The organism is Polynucleobacter aenigmaticus (assembly GCF_002206635.1).
GTDB classification, from domain to species: Bacteria; Pseudomonadota; Gammaproteobacteria; order Burkholderiales; family Burkholderiaceae; genus Polynucleobacter; species Polynucleobacter aenigmaticus.
Genome location: NZ_NGUO01000010.1, coordinates 41,681 through 57,848 on the forward strand (window position 1 = coordinate 41,681; position 16,168 = coordinate 57,848).

Annotated in this window: 21 protein-coding genes; 16 read left to right on the forward strand and 5 right to left on the reverse strand. The window is 44.1% G+C overall.

Going from position 1 to position 16,168, the window contains the following annotated elements:
• Positions 1-13: 13 nt before the first annotated feature.
• From CBI30_RS06860 to hyi, 4 genes are read right to left on the reverse strand one after another with little or no spacing between them, the layout of a single operon-like run.
• Positions 14-1,018 carry a DUF3108 domain-containing protein gene (locus CBI30_RS06860; protein WP_088527572.1) on the reverse strand — a complete coding sequence of 335 codons (1,005 nt, stop codon included), beginning with the start codon at positions 1,016-1,018 and terminating at the stop codon, positions 14-16.
• Between the two features lie 4 nt (positions 1,019-1,022).
• Positions 1,023-1,610: a YqiA/YcfP family alpha/beta fold hydrolase gene (locus CBI30_RS06865; RefSeq protein ID WP_088527573.1), complete on the reverse strand. Its 588-nt coding sequence runs from the start codon at positions 1,608-1,610 to the stop codon at positions 1,023-1,025.
• 9 nt (positions 1,611-1,619) lie between these two features.
• Entirely contained in the window at positions 1,620-2,516 is an 897-nt protein-coding gene (gene glxR / locus CBI30_RS06870; protein WP_088527574.1) for a 2-hydroxy-3-oxopropionate reductase, read from the reverse strand.
• Between the two features lie 57 nt (positions 2,517-2,573).
• The gene (gene hyi / locus CBI30_RS06875; protein ID WP_088527654.1) at positions 2,574-3,356 is read right to left on the reverse strand and encodes a hydroxypyruvate isomerase; all 783 of its coding nucleotides are present in this window, start codon (positions 3,354-3,356) and stop codon (positions 2,574-2,576) included.
• A gap of 150 nt (positions 3,357-3,506) precedes the next feature.
• Here hyi and CBI30_RS06880 point away from each other — a divergent pair, with 150 nt between their 5' ends.
• The 11 genes from CBI30_RS06880 (at position 3,507) to CBI30_RS06930 (ending at position 10,657) form a co-directional block, all read left to right on the forward strand.
• The gene (locus tag CBI30_RS06880) at positions 3,507-4,109 is read left to right on the forward strand and encodes a hypothetical protein (RefSeq protein WP_240553522.1); all 603 of its coding nucleotides are present in this window, start codon (positions 3,507-3,509) and stop codon (positions 4,107-4,109) included.
• A gap of 34 nt (positions 4,110-4,143) precedes the next feature.
• A complete protein-coding gene (locus tag CBI30_RS06885; protein ID WP_240553523.1) occupies positions 4,144-4,977 on the forward strand; it encodes a M48 family metallopeptidase in 834 nt (277 codons plus the stop codon).
• 235 nt (positions 4,978-5,212) lie between these two features.
• A complete protein-coding gene (locus tag CBI30_RS06890; protein ID WP_088527577.1) occupies positions 5,213-6,607 on the forward strand; it encodes a tyrosine-type recombinase/integrase in 1,395 nt (464 codons plus the stop codon).
• The gene (locus CBI30_RS06895; RefSeq protein WP_088527578.1) at positions 6,604-6,966 is read left to right on the forward strand and encodes a hypothetical protein; all 363 of its coding nucleotides are present in this window, start codon (positions 6,604-6,606) and stop codon (positions 6,964-6,966) included. Before CBI30_RS06890 ends, CBI30_RS06895 begins: the two co-directional genes overlap by 4 nt.
• Entirely contained in the window at positions 6,963-7,235 is a 273-nt protein-coding gene (locus tag CBI30_RS06900; RefSeq protein ID WP_088527579.1) for a hypothetical protein, read from the forward strand. Before CBI30_RS06895 ends, CBI30_RS06900 begins: the two co-directional genes overlap by 4 nt.
• Positions 7,228-7,551: a hypothetical protein gene (locus CBI30_RS06905; protein WP_088527580.1), complete on the forward strand. Its 324-nt coding sequence runs from the start codon at positions 7,228-7,230 to the stop codon at positions 7,549-7,551. The genes CBI30_RS06900 and CBI30_RS06905 overlap by 8 nt, the downstream gene beginning before the upstream one ends.
• 57 nt (positions 7,552-7,608) lie before the next feature.
• Complete coding sequence (locus tag CBI30_RS06910; protein WP_088527581.1) at positions 7,609-7,977, forward strand: DUF805 domain-containing protein; 369 nt, start codon at positions 7,609-7,611, stop codon at positions 7,975-7,977.
• Between the two features lie 12 nt (positions 7,978-7,989).
• Positions 7,990-8,481, forward strand: coding sequence for a hypothetical protein (locus CBI30_RS06915; protein WP_088527582.1), 492 nt, complete (start codon positions 7,990-7,992; stop codon positions 8,479-8,481).
• Complete coding sequence (locus CBI30_RS06920) at positions 8,478-8,750, forward strand: hypothetical protein (protein WP_088527583.1); 273 nt, start codon at positions 8,478-8,480, stop codon at positions 8,748-8,750. Before CBI30_RS06915 ends, CBI30_RS06920 begins: the two co-directional genes overlap by 4 nt.
• Positions 8,751-9,251: 501 nt before the next feature.
• Entirely contained in the window at positions 9,252-9,929 is a 678-nt protein-coding gene (locus CBI30_RS06925) for a recombinase family protein (RefSeq protein ID WP_088527584.1), read from the forward strand.
• A 443-nt stretch (positions 9,930-10,372) separates the two neighbouring features.
• Positions 10,373-10,657 (forward strand): hypothetical protein, encoded by a 285-nt coding sequence (locus CBI30_RS06930; RefSeq protein WP_088527585.1) that lies wholly within the window; start codon positions 10,373-10,375, stop codon positions 10,655-10,657.
• A gap of 189 nt (positions 10,658-10,846) precedes the next feature.
• Here the strand turns inward: CBI30_RS06930 and CBI30_RS06935 are convergent, their stop codons facing one another.
• Positions 10,847-11,077, reverse strand: coding sequence for a hypothetical protein (locus CBI30_RS06935; protein WP_143744367.1), 231 nt, complete (start codon positions 11,075-11,077; stop codon positions 10,847-10,849).
• Positions 11,078-11,793: 716 nt separating this feature from the next.
• On the opposite strand from CBI30_RS06935, the gene CBI30_RS06940 reads away from it, so the two are divergent.
• The 5 genes from CBI30_RS06940 to CBI30_RS06960 all read left to right on the forward strand — a co-directional run bounded on the left by CBI30_RS06940 (position 11,794) and on the right by CBI30_RS06960 (position 15,819).
• Positions 11,794-12,108 carry a hypothetical protein gene (locus CBI30_RS06940; RefSeq protein WP_088527587.1) on the forward strand — a complete coding sequence of 105 codons (315 nt, stop codon included), beginning with the start codon at positions 11,794-11,796 and terminating at the stop codon, positions 12,106-12,108.
• A 252-nt stretch (positions 12,109-12,360) separates the two neighbouring features.
• Positions 12,361-12,837 (forward strand): hypothetical protein, encoded by a 477-nt coding sequence (locus tag CBI30_RS06945; protein WP_143744368.1) that lies wholly within the window; start codon positions 12,361-12,363, stop codon positions 12,835-12,837.
• A gap of 157 nt (positions 12,838-12,994) precedes the next feature.
• The gene (locus tag CBI30_RS06950; protein ID WP_088527589.1) at positions 12,995-15,055 is read left to right on the forward strand and encodes a hypothetical protein; all 2,061 of its coding nucleotides are present in this window, start codon (positions 12,995-12,997) and stop codon (positions 15,053-15,055) included.
• A gap of 20 nt (positions 15,056-15,075) precedes the next feature.
• Complete coding sequence (locus CBI30_RS06955; protein WP_088527590.1) at positions 15,076-15,378, forward strand: hypothetical protein; 303 nt, start codon at positions 15,076-15,078, stop codon at positions 15,376-15,378.
• A 93-nt stretch (positions 15,379-15,471) separates the two neighbouring features.
• The gene (locus CBI30_RS06960) at positions 15,472-15,819 is read left to right on the forward strand and encodes a hypothetical protein (protein ID WP_088527591.1); all 348 of its coding nucleotides are present in this window, start codon (positions 15,472-15,474) and stop codon (positions 15,817-15,819) included.
• The last annotated feature ends 349 nt before the right edge of the window (positions 15,820-16,168 follow it).

Here is a 16,168-nt window from a genome sequence, read left to right on the forward strand (position 1 = left end):
TGTATCTGCCCACCTAATTGATGAGCTTCGCCTTATCAATAGGGGCTTTTTGTTTGAAAACCAGCTCCAGAACACGTCCGCTGGCTTCCTGGGAGCGCATTCTGCCCGGAAGCCAATCTAGGTCTCTAGCAAGCCAGATATCGACCTGACGCTTGTAAGGATCGTCCTCGCGTTGCATGAGGGCGTAATGACGATTAACTGACTTCCCTAGGCTTGGTATAGCCTCAGATTCAGCCTCCCCATAGCTCTTGAACTGCCACATCTCCAGAGTATTGAAGTCAACGACAGGAACAGCCCGAATGCTACCTGCATCATCAATCTTATCGCTACCATTGAGTAAAGAGGCAAACTGAAACATGAGACTAAAACGGTCTTGTGTGCCTGGCAGAAGATCGGGTGTGAAATCTGGTTTCTCAGAGAAGTACATCTTCCCTGCCCCATTCTGACCCCTATCGAAACGCGAATACCGTGGCGGCTTACTGCCACGCTGCGTCCAGTAAATCGCTGGCGCTATGCCATACGCATCGACAGAGCCACGAGATTCAAATACAAAAGGACCAACCACTGCATAGGGAATATTGATATAGAGGCGGTATTCATTGCCTTCCGTTATCCAGTCCAGTTGCGCTGTTTGATATAACTGACCATCAACATAGGCATCAAAATAATATGTCCCTGATTCGGGAAGACGAAACGCTTGCCCCGTTTGATTTCCGAGGGCACCCTGCTCCCCGTTATTTGCATCTGGTAAGGGATCGGCCGATACGGTATTAGTTTTTTTGGGTACTGCTTTTTTCTTGGGTCTACTCGTTAATTGAATTTTCTGGGGAGGCTCCACCCGAAGTTCTGTTTTGATAATCAGATCTTCAGAGATGGGTGGCGGGCTAGAAAAAGAAATGAATGGAATGCCAAAAAATAAAATGAGATGCCCGACGACCGAAAGAAAGATCGCAGCAGTCAGAATCCACAGAGATCTTCTGCGAATCGGGTGAATTAGATTGCTGGATGATTCAATCAAAAAATCACTGCTCGATAAAATCGATCACTGCTGGCAAATGATCGGCATAGTCGGCAATTCCATGATCGCTACCTTCTAAAACTAACTGCTTGGCACCAGAATAAAAGTCAACCATTTCCTTCCAGTCTAGTAGCTCATCACCCTTAGCTGCGATTAAGAAATAACGCTGGGGATCTGAAATCTTACTGACTTGCAGGGTGCGCAATTGATCGATGTACTCCGCCCTGAAATCAAATGGCTCTTCACTATCGTAAGCGGTCATCATGCCGACGTGAGGTTCTAACTCTCTGGCCGCATAAACCGCTGGATTAAGGGCAACGCCTTTGCATTGATATTTTTCTGCAAGGTAGTTAGTGTAAAAGCCGCCCAAAGAGGATCCAATAATGACTATACGATCAGCGGTGGATTGATCAATATGTTTGATCACCATATCCATGCTTTCTTTTGGGGATGCCAATAATTGCGGGCAGTACCATGCATAAGCATTGCCTGGAGTTGACAGTGCCCTCACCGCCTCCCTAGTCATCACCGCCTTACTTGAGTTCGGAGACGAGCGAAAACCGTGGAGATAAACCAGCAATGTTGTTGTCATTAGAGCGTCTTAAGCCTTCTGTCCAATTTCAAAATTCGCCATCTTCTCTAGGGCCTTGACCATGGCTGAGTGATCCCAAGCTTTGCCGCCATGAGCGCTACAAGAATTCAAAAGCTCTTGAGCAGTAGCAGTATTCGGTAGTGAGACGCCTAAAGCTTTGGCGCTACTGAGTGCAAGATTGAGATCCTTTTGGTGCAACTCAATCCTAAAGCCAGGCTCAAAGGTTCTTTTGATCATGCGCTCGCCATGCACTTCTAAAATCTTGGAGCTAGCAAATCCACCCATTAATGCCTCGCGGACCTTAGCAGGATCTGCCCCGGCTTTGGATGCAAAAACCAGCGCTTCAGCAACGGCTTCAATATTTAACGCAACAATAATTTGATTGGCCACTTTCGTAATCTGACCAGCGCCATTGCCGCCCACTAAAGTAATGTTCTTACCCATTAACTCAAATACGGGCTTAACCTGAGCAAAAGTCTCTTCGCTGCCTCCTACCATGATGGTGAGCGTGGCCCCTTTGGCTCCCAGTTGACCACCGGAGACTGGCGCATCCAAATACTCGCATCCGAGTGCATTGATTTTTTTAGCAAACTCTTTGGTATCAATTGGGGATATTGAGCTCATATCAACCACGATCTTGCCCTTTGTTAAGCCAGAAGCAATGCCGTTCTCACCAAAGAGCACTTTTTCTACATCTGGCGTATCGGGCACCATAGTGATGATGATGTCTGCCTTGCTTGCAACCTCTGCAGGGTTAGCACAGACGATTGCTGCGGTATGAGCAAGCTCTTCGGGCACTTTGCTGCGGGTATTAATAAAGACTTCATAACCAGCGGCTACAAGATGCCCCGCCATTGGGGCGCCCATAATTCCTAGACCAACAAAACCGAGTTTTAATTTACTCATGACAGCATTCCTAATATGTAATTTTTATTAATTGTTGATGTGTACTTGATTGGGATATTAATCTTGCTCGTACTGCCCCATCCATCCCAGGCCAGCGGTCGTCGTTTTAAGGGGTTTGTATTCGCAACCAATATAGCCGGGGTACTCTAGGCGATCTAATAGATCAAAGAGGTAGGCATAGTTGATTTCTCCGGTGCCAGGTTCATTGCGCCCCGGGTTATCCGCCAGCTGGATGTGCGCAATACGTCTGAGATATTTTTGAATCGTATTGCCTAACTCCCCCTCCATACGCTGTGCATGGTAGATGTCGTACTGCAAGAAAGCGTTATCAGCACCAACAGCATCTAAGATAGCAATGCCCTGCTCTGTTTTTGACAGGTAGAACCCAGGAATATCAAAGGTGTTAATTGGCTCAATGAGGAGCTTGAGACCGGCTTTTTTGAGCTCACTGGCCGCGTATTGCAGATTGCCCACAAAGGTGTCATGGAGTACTTTAGGGTCAACTCCTGCGGGCGCTTTACCAGCTAGGCAGTTCAATTGTGGAACGCCAAGGATACTTGCATATTCAATTGCCTTAGTTACTCCAGAGCGAAACTCAGGAACGCGATCTGGCAAGCAAGCAATGCCACGCTCCCCCGCATCCCAGTCTCCAGCAGGCAGGTTATGCAACACTAGCTTTAAAGCATTGTTATCTAGGACTGATTTAATCTCTTGCGCATCAAAGGCATAAGGAAAGAGGAATTCGACAGCTTTGAAGCCGCCGGTCTTAGCTAGCGCAAAGCGCTCCAAGAACGGCACTTCGGTAAATAACATAGTGAGGTTGGCGGCAAAACGGGGCATCACAATCCTTTGGTTTATAGCGCTAGGGAAAGAACTGATGTTATCAAAAAAGCCCATAAATTTCCTTGAGCGCAAGGGGGTGGTACTTAAAGCGAATTTGGGACTCAAAATACGCTAATATCTCTCTAGATATACTTAATATTAAGGAAAATGATGAAAATTAAATTTGCCCAAATTACCCTCGTAGCTGCTGCATTATTGGCAGGCCCAACATTAGTTATGGCTCAAGCTCCTGTTGCACCAAATGCCGTGGTAGTTGATGCAGCCATAACCGACAATATTTTCCAGCTGTATGAAGGTTCGGTAACCAAGATTGATAAGAAAACACGTACGATTTTCTTCAAGAACAATGAAGGTGAATCTAAATTCGTGGCTGGTCCTGAGATTAAAAACTTTGATCAAATCAAAAAAGGTGATCGCCTCAGCGTTACCTATGAACTTGCCGTAGCGATTGAGCTGATTAAAACTAAGAGTGATGGCATTCGCAGCAAAGTGGAAACTTCTTCTGAAACCACTTCAAAGGCTGGAGAAAAGCCAACTCGCACCATCACCAACACAACCACGATCATTGCTGACATCATCGCCGTAGATCGTGCGAAAAAACTCGTTTCCGTAAAAGGTCCAAGTGGCAAGGTCACCGTAGTGACAGTAAAAAACCCACAGTTGTTAGCTGACGTTAATGTTGGCGAACAAGTTAAGGTGATTTATTTTGATGCAATGGCTGCATCAATCACTACCCCTAAGAAGAAGTAATCAAAGAAATATGTTGTAGATGCAAGGATTGCATTTGAGTAAGTTGAATATCAAGCTTTATTTAGTTCTTATAGTTGCCACCCTCCTCTCGGCCTGTGCTAACACCACACGCCCTGGGGCAGTTGGTGTCAACCGTTCTCAGTTCATGATGGTCTCTTCTGCCGACGTCGAGCGTTCTTCTGCAGCGAGCTACAACGACCAGAATCAAAAAGCAAAAGAAAAAAATGCATTGATTACTTCTGGGCCAACCTACGATCGCCTAAAGGTGATCGCCAATCGCCTCATTCCCCAGACTCAAGAATTTCGTGATGATACAAAGCAATGGGATTGGCGTCTTACCCTGATTGATGCCCCGATCCTAAATGCAACCTGCGCACCAGGGGGGAAGATTACTTTCTATACCGGCATTATTGAGCAGCTGAATTTAAATGATGATGAAATCGCTGCCATCATGGGTCACGAGATTGCGCATGCGCTCAGAGAGCATGGCAGAGAGCGCGTATCTCAAGCCATGGCGCAGAACTTGGCAGTGAATGTTGCAATGGCCGTAGCTGGCGGTTATGGCTCAGCAGTGAGCGCTGCAAACCAAGTTGCCCACTATGTATTTGTATTGCCAAATTCAAGAGAGAATGAATCTGAAGCTGATGCGATTGGTCTAGAGCTTGCAGCAAGAGCCGGATACAACCCAAACGGCGCAATCACTGTGTGGCAAAAAATGATCAAGGCAACAAAAGAAAAGAGTTCACCTGAGTTTTTATCCACACACCCTTCTGGTGAAACCAGAATAGAGCAATTGTCTGCATTAATACCGGCGGTTGAGCCACTATATAAAGCAGCTCCAAAACCGCCATCTACTAAGAAGTTATAAAAGAGTCTGTTGAAATAAAAAAAGCCCCTTGTTTAAGGGGCTTTTTAAATACATCTGGCGGAGCGGACGGGACACTATGATGGGGGAAAATAAATAACCTTCTAAGCCATATACCCAATAGGAACATACCTCTCAGGGTGGTTGGTGGGAATATCTAGGGGGAAATTTAGGGGGAAACAAGTATCTTATTCTCCATTTTGGGTGTAGAGTTGTGTCACTTACAACTAAGGTCAATATGACTCCTACTACTCCTAAGAAACCTACTAGCTACATTGAATACAAGGATGGGTTTCCCTATGCAGCACTCACTATCCCAGTAGAGCTAAGAGAGAAGATTGGGAAGCGAAAGTATCGAAAGAAGCTGGAAGCTATAAGCTCAAGAAAAGCTCAGTTAGAGGCTGCCTCACTGGTTGCTGGATGGAAAAAGGAGTTAGCCCTACAAAAGGCATTGCTTAATGATGAGACTAGGAATCCCCTCCTAAAGATCATCATGGAAGCACTTGATCTAAGGAAAGCTTTTGAGCAAGCAGATGGTCATTCCGAAGAGGGAGAAGAAGACTCTGAGAAAGAGCTTCTCCGTGAGCAGATTGAAATACTGGCAAGAGGAAGAGTTCAGAGTAAGCACGGAGAGCAAGTAGCCTTAGAATTTTATGGAATTGCTACAGGTGCTCATACTCCCCTACTCCCCCTCTACAAGGAGTGGTCTAAGTCCAAGCTAAAGAACTACTCCCTCAAGACTGTGGACTCATACAAAAGGGATGCTAAGAGCTTTGTAGATAAGTTCACCTACTTAGAGGCAGTTAATAAGCGAGCTATGAAAGTATGGATTACTGAGCTTATGGAGGTGGGTACTGATCCTACCAATCCTAAGCCTATGAGCCACACTACTTTGACGGATCGCTTCATGTGTGGAGTAAGACATTTCTGGAACTACTTAGATTCAAGGGGTCTCATTGATGAGGAGATGATTAACCCTATGGAGGGAATAATCCCCAAGAAGGAGAAGACCAAGATCACTAACGCTAGTGTAGGTTGGACTCCATTCGATCCTAAGGAAGTAGTCCAGCTCTATCAGAGTATCCCTGAGGATGACCCCCAGCTATCTTCAGTGACGGCTATAGCCATGTTCACAGGCATGAGGATTGAGGAAGTCTGCTCTCTTACTGCCTCTCAGATCATTGATGTAGATGGGATCAGGTGCTTTGACATTAGAGACTCTAAGACTAAGGCTGGTATTCGAGTTGTCCCCATACATATCCAGTTAATACCACTGGTAGATAAGTTACTTCTAGCAGCTAAGGGTGATGCAGAGAAAGCTCCTCCTGATACTTTCCTGATAGCTGGACTAGGAGTTAACAAGTATGACGATAGGTCTAATGCAGTTGGTAAGAGATTTGGCAGACTTAAGAAGCAGCTTGGATTTGATGAGAAGAAGGTATTTCACTCAATTAGAAAATGTGTAGTTACTCAGTTAGATAGAGCTGGATTTAGAGAGACGGCTATTGCAGACCTAGTAGGACACGAGAACCCCAGCATGACAATGGGTCGCTACTCTGCTGGTATTGATGCTCCGATTCGTAAGCCCATGATTGAAAGCATTAAGTACCCTTCCCTAAAGGAATCACAATGACACCTATAGAGATAGAGCAATCCAAAGCAATAGACTCCCTCAAGGATTTAGTAGGTGGAGCTGAGGCTTACTCTGAGCTAATTACTTGGGCTAAAGATGGACTAAAAGAAGTCGAGATCAATAGCTTTAATAATTCAGTAGGCTCTAGCAATCCCAAGGTGTCTCAGTTAGCTATAGCAGGACTACTAGCTAGATTTGTATTGGCTAATGGAAGACCCCCATACTTAACTACTGGTAATGCTCCTCCAGTTGATGTCTATGTAACTAAAGAAGAGATTACTAGGGCAATGAGAGACCCACGCTATGCCAAGGATTCAGTCTATCGAAATGCAGTTATCGAAAAGGTACAGAGATCATGACCTACAAGCCCTACATAAACCCAGCTAGAGAGGATGCTAGAGCCATTAGGAATGAAGCAAGAGTTGCAGCCAATTATGAGGCTGGGATCATTAGCGAATCCACCCAAGATATGCAAGGCTTAACTGATGCTGAGTACTGCTACTTCCTGAGGATGGGCAACTTCATGCCACAGGTGAATCCCCCTGCAATCAACATAATGAATGGTGACCCTTCAGTTCATGACATCAATGAAATGCTAAACAACCACAAGAAAGACCAAGATGAATAAGAAGCTCCTAGCAGCAGTAGCTTTAGTAACACTCACGCTCTCCCCTTTGGGTTACTCACAATCAACTACAACTAACTACAGGGATGCCAATGGTTCTGTAGTGGGATCTTCAATTAACTATGGCAACGGCACAGTTCAATATAGAGATGTCAATGGATCAATAGTGGGCAGTGCTTACAACGGCAATGGGGCAAGTAATACGACTAACTACATGGACAGTTCGGGTCATGTCATTGGAAGTAGCTCCAGTTCTAGCCCAAACAATAACCCTCAGCCAATCAGACCCTTTAATCAGGATGCTTGGCAAGCTAAGTAGTCACCTTCTGCCTTATAGAGAGAGTATCGTTAAAGGATATATAAGCAAAGGTTACTAATGGACTTAATAGAGTCAACCAAGATCTGTTACTCAAAGTTTTTAGATGCTGATGGTAGAGCTAGTCAAAGTGAATACTGGTGGTTCTATCTAGTTGGTGTGATCAATGGGCTGCTGATACTCCTTCTGTCCTCCGTAAGTGAATCATTAGCAGCATTAGCCTTGATAGCTGCCGTGGTCTCAATCCCTCCTCACCTCACGGCTATGATTAGAAGATTGCATGACACAAATCACAGTGGCTTATGGGTCTTACTGCTGCTAGTTCCCTTTGGCATATTCGTAGTTACCTACTGGTTGATCTGTAGTGGTGATGAGGGTGCTAATAGATATGGTGGTGTACCAGTGGAATTGATTGGTGTGCAGGTTTAAAGAGGAAGATATATGAAGTTAGTTCTTAGCAAGTTAAATGGCTGGCAACGCATATTCGTAGCCTTTATCATTTTTATCTATTTGCCGATTTCGGCTATCTTTATGTCTGACAAGCCATACATAACGGGGCTAACAGAAAAGCAATTTCTCGAACTTATGCCTACAGATATTTTGTTGGAAATGAAGGCTGGAAAAGCCTTTTATATGGATAAGGATAATAAAAAACCATGGGACGAGTACGTAGAGCCCAATAAATTTGTAATGATTGATTACGACTTTGCTTATTCATGGCGGTATACCTTAGCTATTGATAAGAAGGTAGACCCGACCAAAGCAGTAGCTATGGGCGAACAATTAGGCAAGGCTCTGTATGACGACTACAGTAAAAAACTACTCATGGCTAGACTTAAGAATGTTGCTATGTTGATTGGGTTTGCAGTAGCTATTTACGCTTTTGGCTGGACGCTGGGGTGGATATACAAAGGATTTAAGAAGCCAATATGAGTGACCTCGAATACTCAGGCAAGGTCAAGGGAATGATGACCTTTAAGGAGCATGAACAAGCTCGCCTTCTCAAAGCTATGGTGATCCCAGCTAGTGAATTAGCCAAGAGGAAACAGGAGGAGCTAGAAAGAGCTAATGCTTTTACTAGAAGTGTTGAAGATGAGTCCTTTTATGCTCGCACTGAGTCTTCAGTGAGTCCTAGGGATTCGAGTCCTATTGGAGTGAGGGTGGGGATTGTGAGTCGAGAACCATTCGATGAATTACCTTAATGAAACTAACTAAGACCTCCCTGTTTATCCTTGGGTGGCTTGTGGTTCTCATAGTTGCACCACTGGTAGCCTTGAAGTATCTGCTGGTGACTCATGGGGCATGGGGTTTTACTAGTGGGGACTACTGGCTAGAAATATTCTGAAATAAAAATTTGTATAGGTACTCAACTCAATCGGCTGCGGAAAACCCCCCATGCCCCCTCGAAAAAATCCTTGAAAATCACCCTCAGATCATTCATTCCAAGAGACTCCTCCAGCTATCACTAGGACACCTCAGGAGACCACGCTATAACCTTCTAATGCTGAGGTAGCCACTCTCCATATCGTGCCTCCTAGAGCTTCCTAGTGGCTTGTATTCATTGGCTATTCTAGTTGTGCATGGCTCAAAAGGTACAAGTAATGAGCCTACCAATAATATGGCTATAAACATAGCTTTACAGGGCTTATGAGCTAGGTACATAATGGACACTATCTTATGAGCCAACTAAAGGGGTGTTCACCATGAACCATGTAGCCTACTTCCGTGTATCAACCATTGACCAGAGTATTGAGAGCCAAAGAGCTGCCCTTCTAGCTGCTAGTGGTGTCACCCAGTTTGATAAGGAGTTCTCAGACCTTGGTATCTCAGGGTCTACCTTGGCTGCTAGTCGTAAGGGGTTCAGTGAGCTGAAGGCTTACCTACGCAAGGGTGACACTCTGTATGTCTACTCCATTGATCGCCTAGGTCGTGATGCTATTGATATCCAAATGGTGGTGAGAGACTTCCTAGAGGCTGGTATCAAGGTCTATATCGTGGGGCTGGGTGTGCTTGATGCTATGGCTGGACAGATAGTGATTGCAGTGCTCGCTCAGGTAGCCTCATTGGAGAGAACCAAGATCAATGAGCGTACTGCTGCTGGTAGGAAGATTGCTAAGGAGACCTTTCAACGCACTGGTAAGACCCACAAGGGCAAGCTATCGCTAGGTAGACCTAAGTCATTCGACCCTAAGTCAGTTATCCAGTGGAGAGCTGCTAATAGTGCCTCTATCTCTGCTACTGCTAGTCACTTTGGGATCAGCACTGCTAGTGTCAAAAGAGCTGCTAGTCCTACAGCAGTAAAACCAGTGAGATCAAGGTTAGTACAAGTGGTTATGAAGGATAGAACCCCAGTATCTAAGGGGCAACTAGGCTTATTCTGAGTATCACCAGCAGTATCACTAGTTAGATCGTGGTTACCAGTGGTTGCACTCTGGGATATGAAGGATAAACCACTGTAATGGTGGTCACTGGTGGTCTCTCAGGGGTACTACTGGGGCATCCTGAGGGTGAAACTAGGGGAATATTTTCAGAATCACCAATTTATTTGAAATAAGGTGTGTCCTTCCTCAAGTGCCTAAATAATAGGCAACTTAACGATGTCCGACTACCTCCACCAGTAAAACCACCAGTAACAACTAGTTAACCTGTAGCCCACAACTGGTATACCTTTAATAAACATGAGCCATACATATAGTGGTTTAGTGGTGTGAAGTAGACACCTAGAGCATACTGGTATTGACTAAAAGTTAAAGACATAGCTCCTAAGCAATTTTTATTTCTTCTATAGGGTTATGTCGTTAAGTTTGAGTGACTAGTTATAACTATGGTTCTCTTGACTATCCCTATGGGGGAGATTCGTCTGAAGACTCATTCCATAGATGAACTCAAGGTATTTATAGGCAGCTACGCTCCATTGACTAAACAGAGATACAACCTAGTTGATATATTTATTGTTGTTTGTGGTGGTCGTACCAATCAGCAAACCACCAGTTACCTTAGCCCCACCTTTAGTCTCTCTTTGGTTGGGTATTCGTTTCACTCATTCCAAAGGTTATCTAAAGCATTACCTAAGATTGCTGAAGATATTGCTATGGGGGGATACCTTTAATAGTCTATCTCTGTAGTCTCAATCATCAGTCAACCTTAGGATCACCTTTACTCGCCCAGTTGAATGAGCGTAGCGAATATCAATCAACTGGTTAACTAAAGATAGACCTAAGGTTTAACTAAAGATAGACAAGTAGTCCCCTCAAGATATGTACAAGTAACTACTCATATCTCAAGGTGTACTGGGGGATTAACTTAACGCAACTAGATCATGCTGGTGGTTTCCCACTGGTTTAACTACACCTTCAACCATTAGTTGACCTAGGGCTACTTCAGTTAGATTCCAAGTGTCCTCAGGTGTACCGAGAAGTTGCTGGGCAGCCTCACCTATCAGATCAGTTCTACCCCAGCCTTCTGCTGCTCCCTCCATCTTGAGTAGAGTCATTAAGGTTGCTACTGGTGTGTTCATTGTTGGTGTCATGGTTCTAGTTCTCTTGGTAGTTGGTGAAGTAGTCATACTCAGGGAGAGCAACCGGCAAGGGAACTACTGAGAAGTAGTGACTATTGGTCTAAACATTACTGAAAGAAATTCTTGATCTGAGACTATTGACTATCTCTAGTTGGAAATAGTTTCTGATGTGAAACTAATGTGTCACGCTACCCCATAGTTTCCCTGTAATCTCCACTAGTCCATTTCTAATATCCATATAGAAAACCTAGTAGAAGCTCTAGGAGACCTCAGGCTGAACTCTAGATTATTTCGGTTACAGATGCTTAATATCGCTCTAGCGTGTCACCTTGAGTGCTTAAAGTTCATCTGTGGGGGTCAATAATTACCCTTCCCCCGGAACAAGAACTTTCGAGCAGTCTGTCTTCTCAGCCTAAAAATTGATGAGTAGTTTTTACCCTGTTTTCAATGGATATAAGGGTGTCTGTAGTGTTACATCTGCACCACAAGCACAGTTCATTTAGGGTAACAGGAGAAGCCCTGTTTATATGGCTCAGGAATTATTCTGTCTATAGATAGTGAGGCCCTCGTATTACCCCAAGCCTTTCCATTTGCAGATTAAGTAAGTCTGTATATCGAAAGGCTATTTGTGCAAATCCTGAGCTACCGCAATCCCACCAGCTCATTCAGAAGTACCCATACCCCACCAGTAGCAACCACACACAACTAAACAATTAAGGAATACCACCATGACAGTACAGAAAGAACTTGTACAAGTAACGGGCAATCGCCCCAAGTGTGCCGAGAAGTTAGTCATTAAGACTACCCTTCTCCACGCTAATGAACAGGCAGCCTTCAAGCAGCTCCTTAAGCACCCTTCCCTACGCTTGAATGAACTCAGTGAGGCATCAATGGCTCTAGTTTTACGCAGAGCGTTAACCCTTCTCACAGTCCACCATGCAGCCATTGGTAACAACCAAGAGAAGATTGAAATAGAACGAGATTGTCTGTTCCGCTTATCTCGTAGTGGCTCTGCCTATCGCTCCAGTGGTTACAGGAAGTGAGCCTCCATGACCAAAGCCTCAATAGGAAGAGTTCGTAAAGCTCAACTGACCTATGGGAATGTTTGCACCTTAAATGGATGCAACCAACCTAGGAAGTCTGGTCACAAGTGGTGTGCTCTTCATAAGCGAAGGTCTATCTACAGGGGATCACCTGAGCAAAATATGATCCGCCAAAGAGATATTAGCTTTGCTAGGAAGACTGTCTTATTCCTAATTCAAGATAACCAAAATAATCCAGCATGGCATGACCTTATGGCTGCAATTCAAAGTAACTGGGATGCTGGAGTAAGAGCCGTCAATCAGGAGTTACTACTGTCTGCTACTGGCTATGCTATGAACCGCCTTAGAAGGAATGGACTTAGGATCTGCTCAGCAATCTTTGCAGGAGTAGGTCTACAGAAGACTTTCATTACCTACTGTGCCTACCAATATCTGCAAGAGTTCAATTTAAATCAATTCGCTACTGATACCTCCTTCAGACACCTACTAGTAAGAGCACTCCGTAATGAAGCTAAAGACTTCAACCCCAACTTAATCAATAAGACCACTGGTAAACCACTGGCTTATAGCTCCCCTCTTTATATGAATGAGAGGGATTGTGTGTGGGAAGTGATGTCAGGAATCTTTGGGGCTACAGGAATGAAGCTCTACACCCAGCTAGAGAAGAGAGCCGAACGATTAAGACAGAACAATCTCAATATCAATAAAGCAATTAAGAATATTCAATAACCCAGTAAGGAAACAATGATCCATAACACTAAGGCTATTCGTATCAGCCTCCTCCATAAGCAAATAGATGCACTAGCAGAACTAAGTAGAAAGAGTAATCAATCCCTTTCAGAAACACTTATCAAATTTCTCCAAACAACTAACTTGAATGTCCACAATGACACAACTACAAGCAGTAAGTAATGAAGCACAACAAGCCTTTAGATTCAGCCCTAACCGCCAAGAACGCAGACAAGCAGAGGGCAATCTCAAGAAGCTAATCCAAAAGGGTAGCCCTGTAGATAAGCTCCCAGCAGTAGCCCTCCAATTACTCCAAGGAATGATGCAGGGTTATGGCAACAAGCTATCTGAAGAGCACAAACAATCCCTCTTTGAAGTCTGTATCCAATACTCACAAATTCTCTTTGGTAAAGCCACTGGTCGAATAGTTATTAGTCTTGATGCAGGATTAGGTAAAACTTTGTCCATAGTGGCACTAGCAGCAGCCATCACTAAGCTAGGCTACAAGTCTAAATCTATCATGGTGGCTCAGTCTCGTATCGCTGAGCTATGTCTCATGAATGATTCCCTTATCAAGGCTGGAGTAGCCCCTGAGAGCATTGGCTTAGTCCACTCATACCAGTATGACCCTAAGCTCCCAGTAGTTGATGGTGAGCCTCTCAATGAGTATGGTGAGATCAAGAAAGGTTATGCAGCTAGAGTCAGTAATGCCAAAGAAGACTCCTCTCAGTTTCAATTCCTACTGGTTTCTCATAGCAAGGTAAAAGGTAAGCGAGAGATCGTTAAGCATACCCAGTACAAAGGACAACCAAGATCACTCACTATCTGGGATGAATCATTCATCTCTACTGAGGCTACTTGTGTTGGCTTAAGGGATCTGAAGACTGCCATTGTGGAATTTGAAGGTTCTATGCAATATGAACTACAGGAAGTAGCTCCCTTCATTACATGGCTTAAGCAATCCCATGACCTACTAGCAAATGAAGAGAAGTCTCAGAAGGCTAGAAGTAAAGCTAAAGAGATATACCTTCCTCCCCTATCTGAAATACAAGCTACTACCTATGGTGGCTATGCTCAGTATTCAAGGAAAGATAAGAGATCAGAATGGAGGCAGATGTTAAGAGAAATGGTAGCTATGGCTGCTGATCCAGTAAGAGTCAATATAACTGGTAGTGAAGCTGTACTTCAGTTCTCAGATGCCGTGTCTAAACAACTCACTAATCTAGTTGTCCTTGATGCTAGTTACAAGATTAGGGAGCTAGTGAGAATAGACCCAACACTTCAAGAACCAGACTTTTTTGTCCATAAGCAAAACCTTAAATCCTATGAAGATTGCACCCTACACCGCCTAGATTACTTTGGCTCAAGAGTTGCAGCAGAGACTCCAGTTCGTGCAGCCAAGGTAGCTAAGGAAGTGGCTATAGTCATCAAGGGGTTACCGCTGGATGAAGCTATCTGCCTATTCACTTTCAAGTGGCAAGACAATCCCAAGAAGAAGGCTCATGCTTCTATCGTTATCACTGCTCTACTGGAACAAGGGATTGATATTGATACCACTGTCACCCTCAAGGATGGGACTATCAAGCCACGCTTTATGTGGAAAACTTGGGGGCAAGAAACTGGCAGTAATAATGCTAGTCATTGTCACCATATCTTCCTTGTGGGAGTTCTAAGACAACCAGCAAATCAATTCCTAGCTCAGTTAGTGGGGCAGTCCTACGATCTTCTTAAGGATATGCCTAAGGCAGCCGTCAGTGAGGCAGAGGTTACAGAGCTTAGTCACTTAATCTATCAAGCCTCCCTCAGATCAAGAGCTAGGGTTGTATCGAATGGGAAAGCACTAGCAGCCAACTTTTACCTAGTTCTAGATGAGCCAAGGGTTGAGAGTTACCTCTTAGAAATTATGAGGGGGCTATCAATCAAGGAGTGGATACCTAGTGATCCAACCCTAGTTAAACCTAAGGTAATGAATCAGGCAGCACAGAGAGTTATCAAGGCTTTCCAAGAATTAACCAGTGGTGATCTTAATGAAATCTCTGTAAGGGACTTTAAGGTTCGCTATGAGTTAACTGGAGTTCCTGATCAGACCTTCAAGGCAGCTAGAGATCAAGCCTTAAGCATGAATCAAGGATGGTATCAGCCACAGGGTTCTAAAAGTTTCAAGAGAGTATTTCCATCGGTAACCCAGCAGCACCAAATCAAGATCACCCAACATTAACTCTTAAGAAAGATGCAAGCATGACTGATAATAAATTCAGTGAGTTCTCTGATGCAGCCACAAGCTCTGCCTATGAAGATTGCCTACTAGGTGTCTACAACAGAGAATATAGCTTCAGACTAACGAGAAGATTAAGCAGGGTTACTAAAGTCAGCCTTGCAGATCAAATTAAGACCTACATAGAATGTGCGTTTGACCACACCACACCCAATGGGACTATGGTTAAACAACCAAGCCTTAACTATGAGGAGTTAGCAGCAGCCTTACTTCTAGATAACAAAGACCCTTACAGAAATATCTCATATATCCATAAGCTTCCCTAAGTAACCCAGTAGCACAACCACCAATATGCAGAGAGAACCAAGCCAGCCTAGTGCTGGTTTTTCTTTGCCCTATTACTAACTAAAGAAATCAATATGTCATTACTAATATCAACACAGACCAGTAGACCAAGCCGTATGAGCTATGGACTCTACATACCCTTCCCCTTACCTAGAGGTGAATTTAAGAACTTCCCAGCAGTAGCAACCAAGGTATGCCCACGCTGCCTAACCCCTCTTACCATTGGTCAGAACATTACTTCTTACCGATTCAAAAAGCAGTATTACTTGTGCTCCCAGTGTTACTCATTAGCACTCAAGGGTTATAACAAACAGAGAGCCAACAGTAAGAAGTCTGCTATCAAAGCTAGGAAGTCCTACTTACAAGAGCAGATCCCCAAGCTAATGGATGAATTGAAGTACATAGTTCGCATGGGCTACTGATGTGCTTAACCATCTAAGAAGTATCAAGATATGCCTAGGCTGCCATGATCCACTATTCATAGGTAAGAACATTAGTAACAATAAATTCTTACGATCAGACTACAGATGCAAGCACTGCTCCACTCTACAAGCTGGGGGACTCTGTCACTCATTACCAATCAACAAGCAGTTTGCCCTTGGTATGAAGCAGCACAGGGTTGACCTACTTAAGAAAATAGATAGCTACAAGGGCAAGGTCGGGAGACCACCCAAGATAGTTGCAGAACTAAAGCTATTTATTAAAAAACTAAACAAAGCAATCAAAGAGCATGAAAAGAAATAATTACATTACTAAGCCCCACGCTAAGAG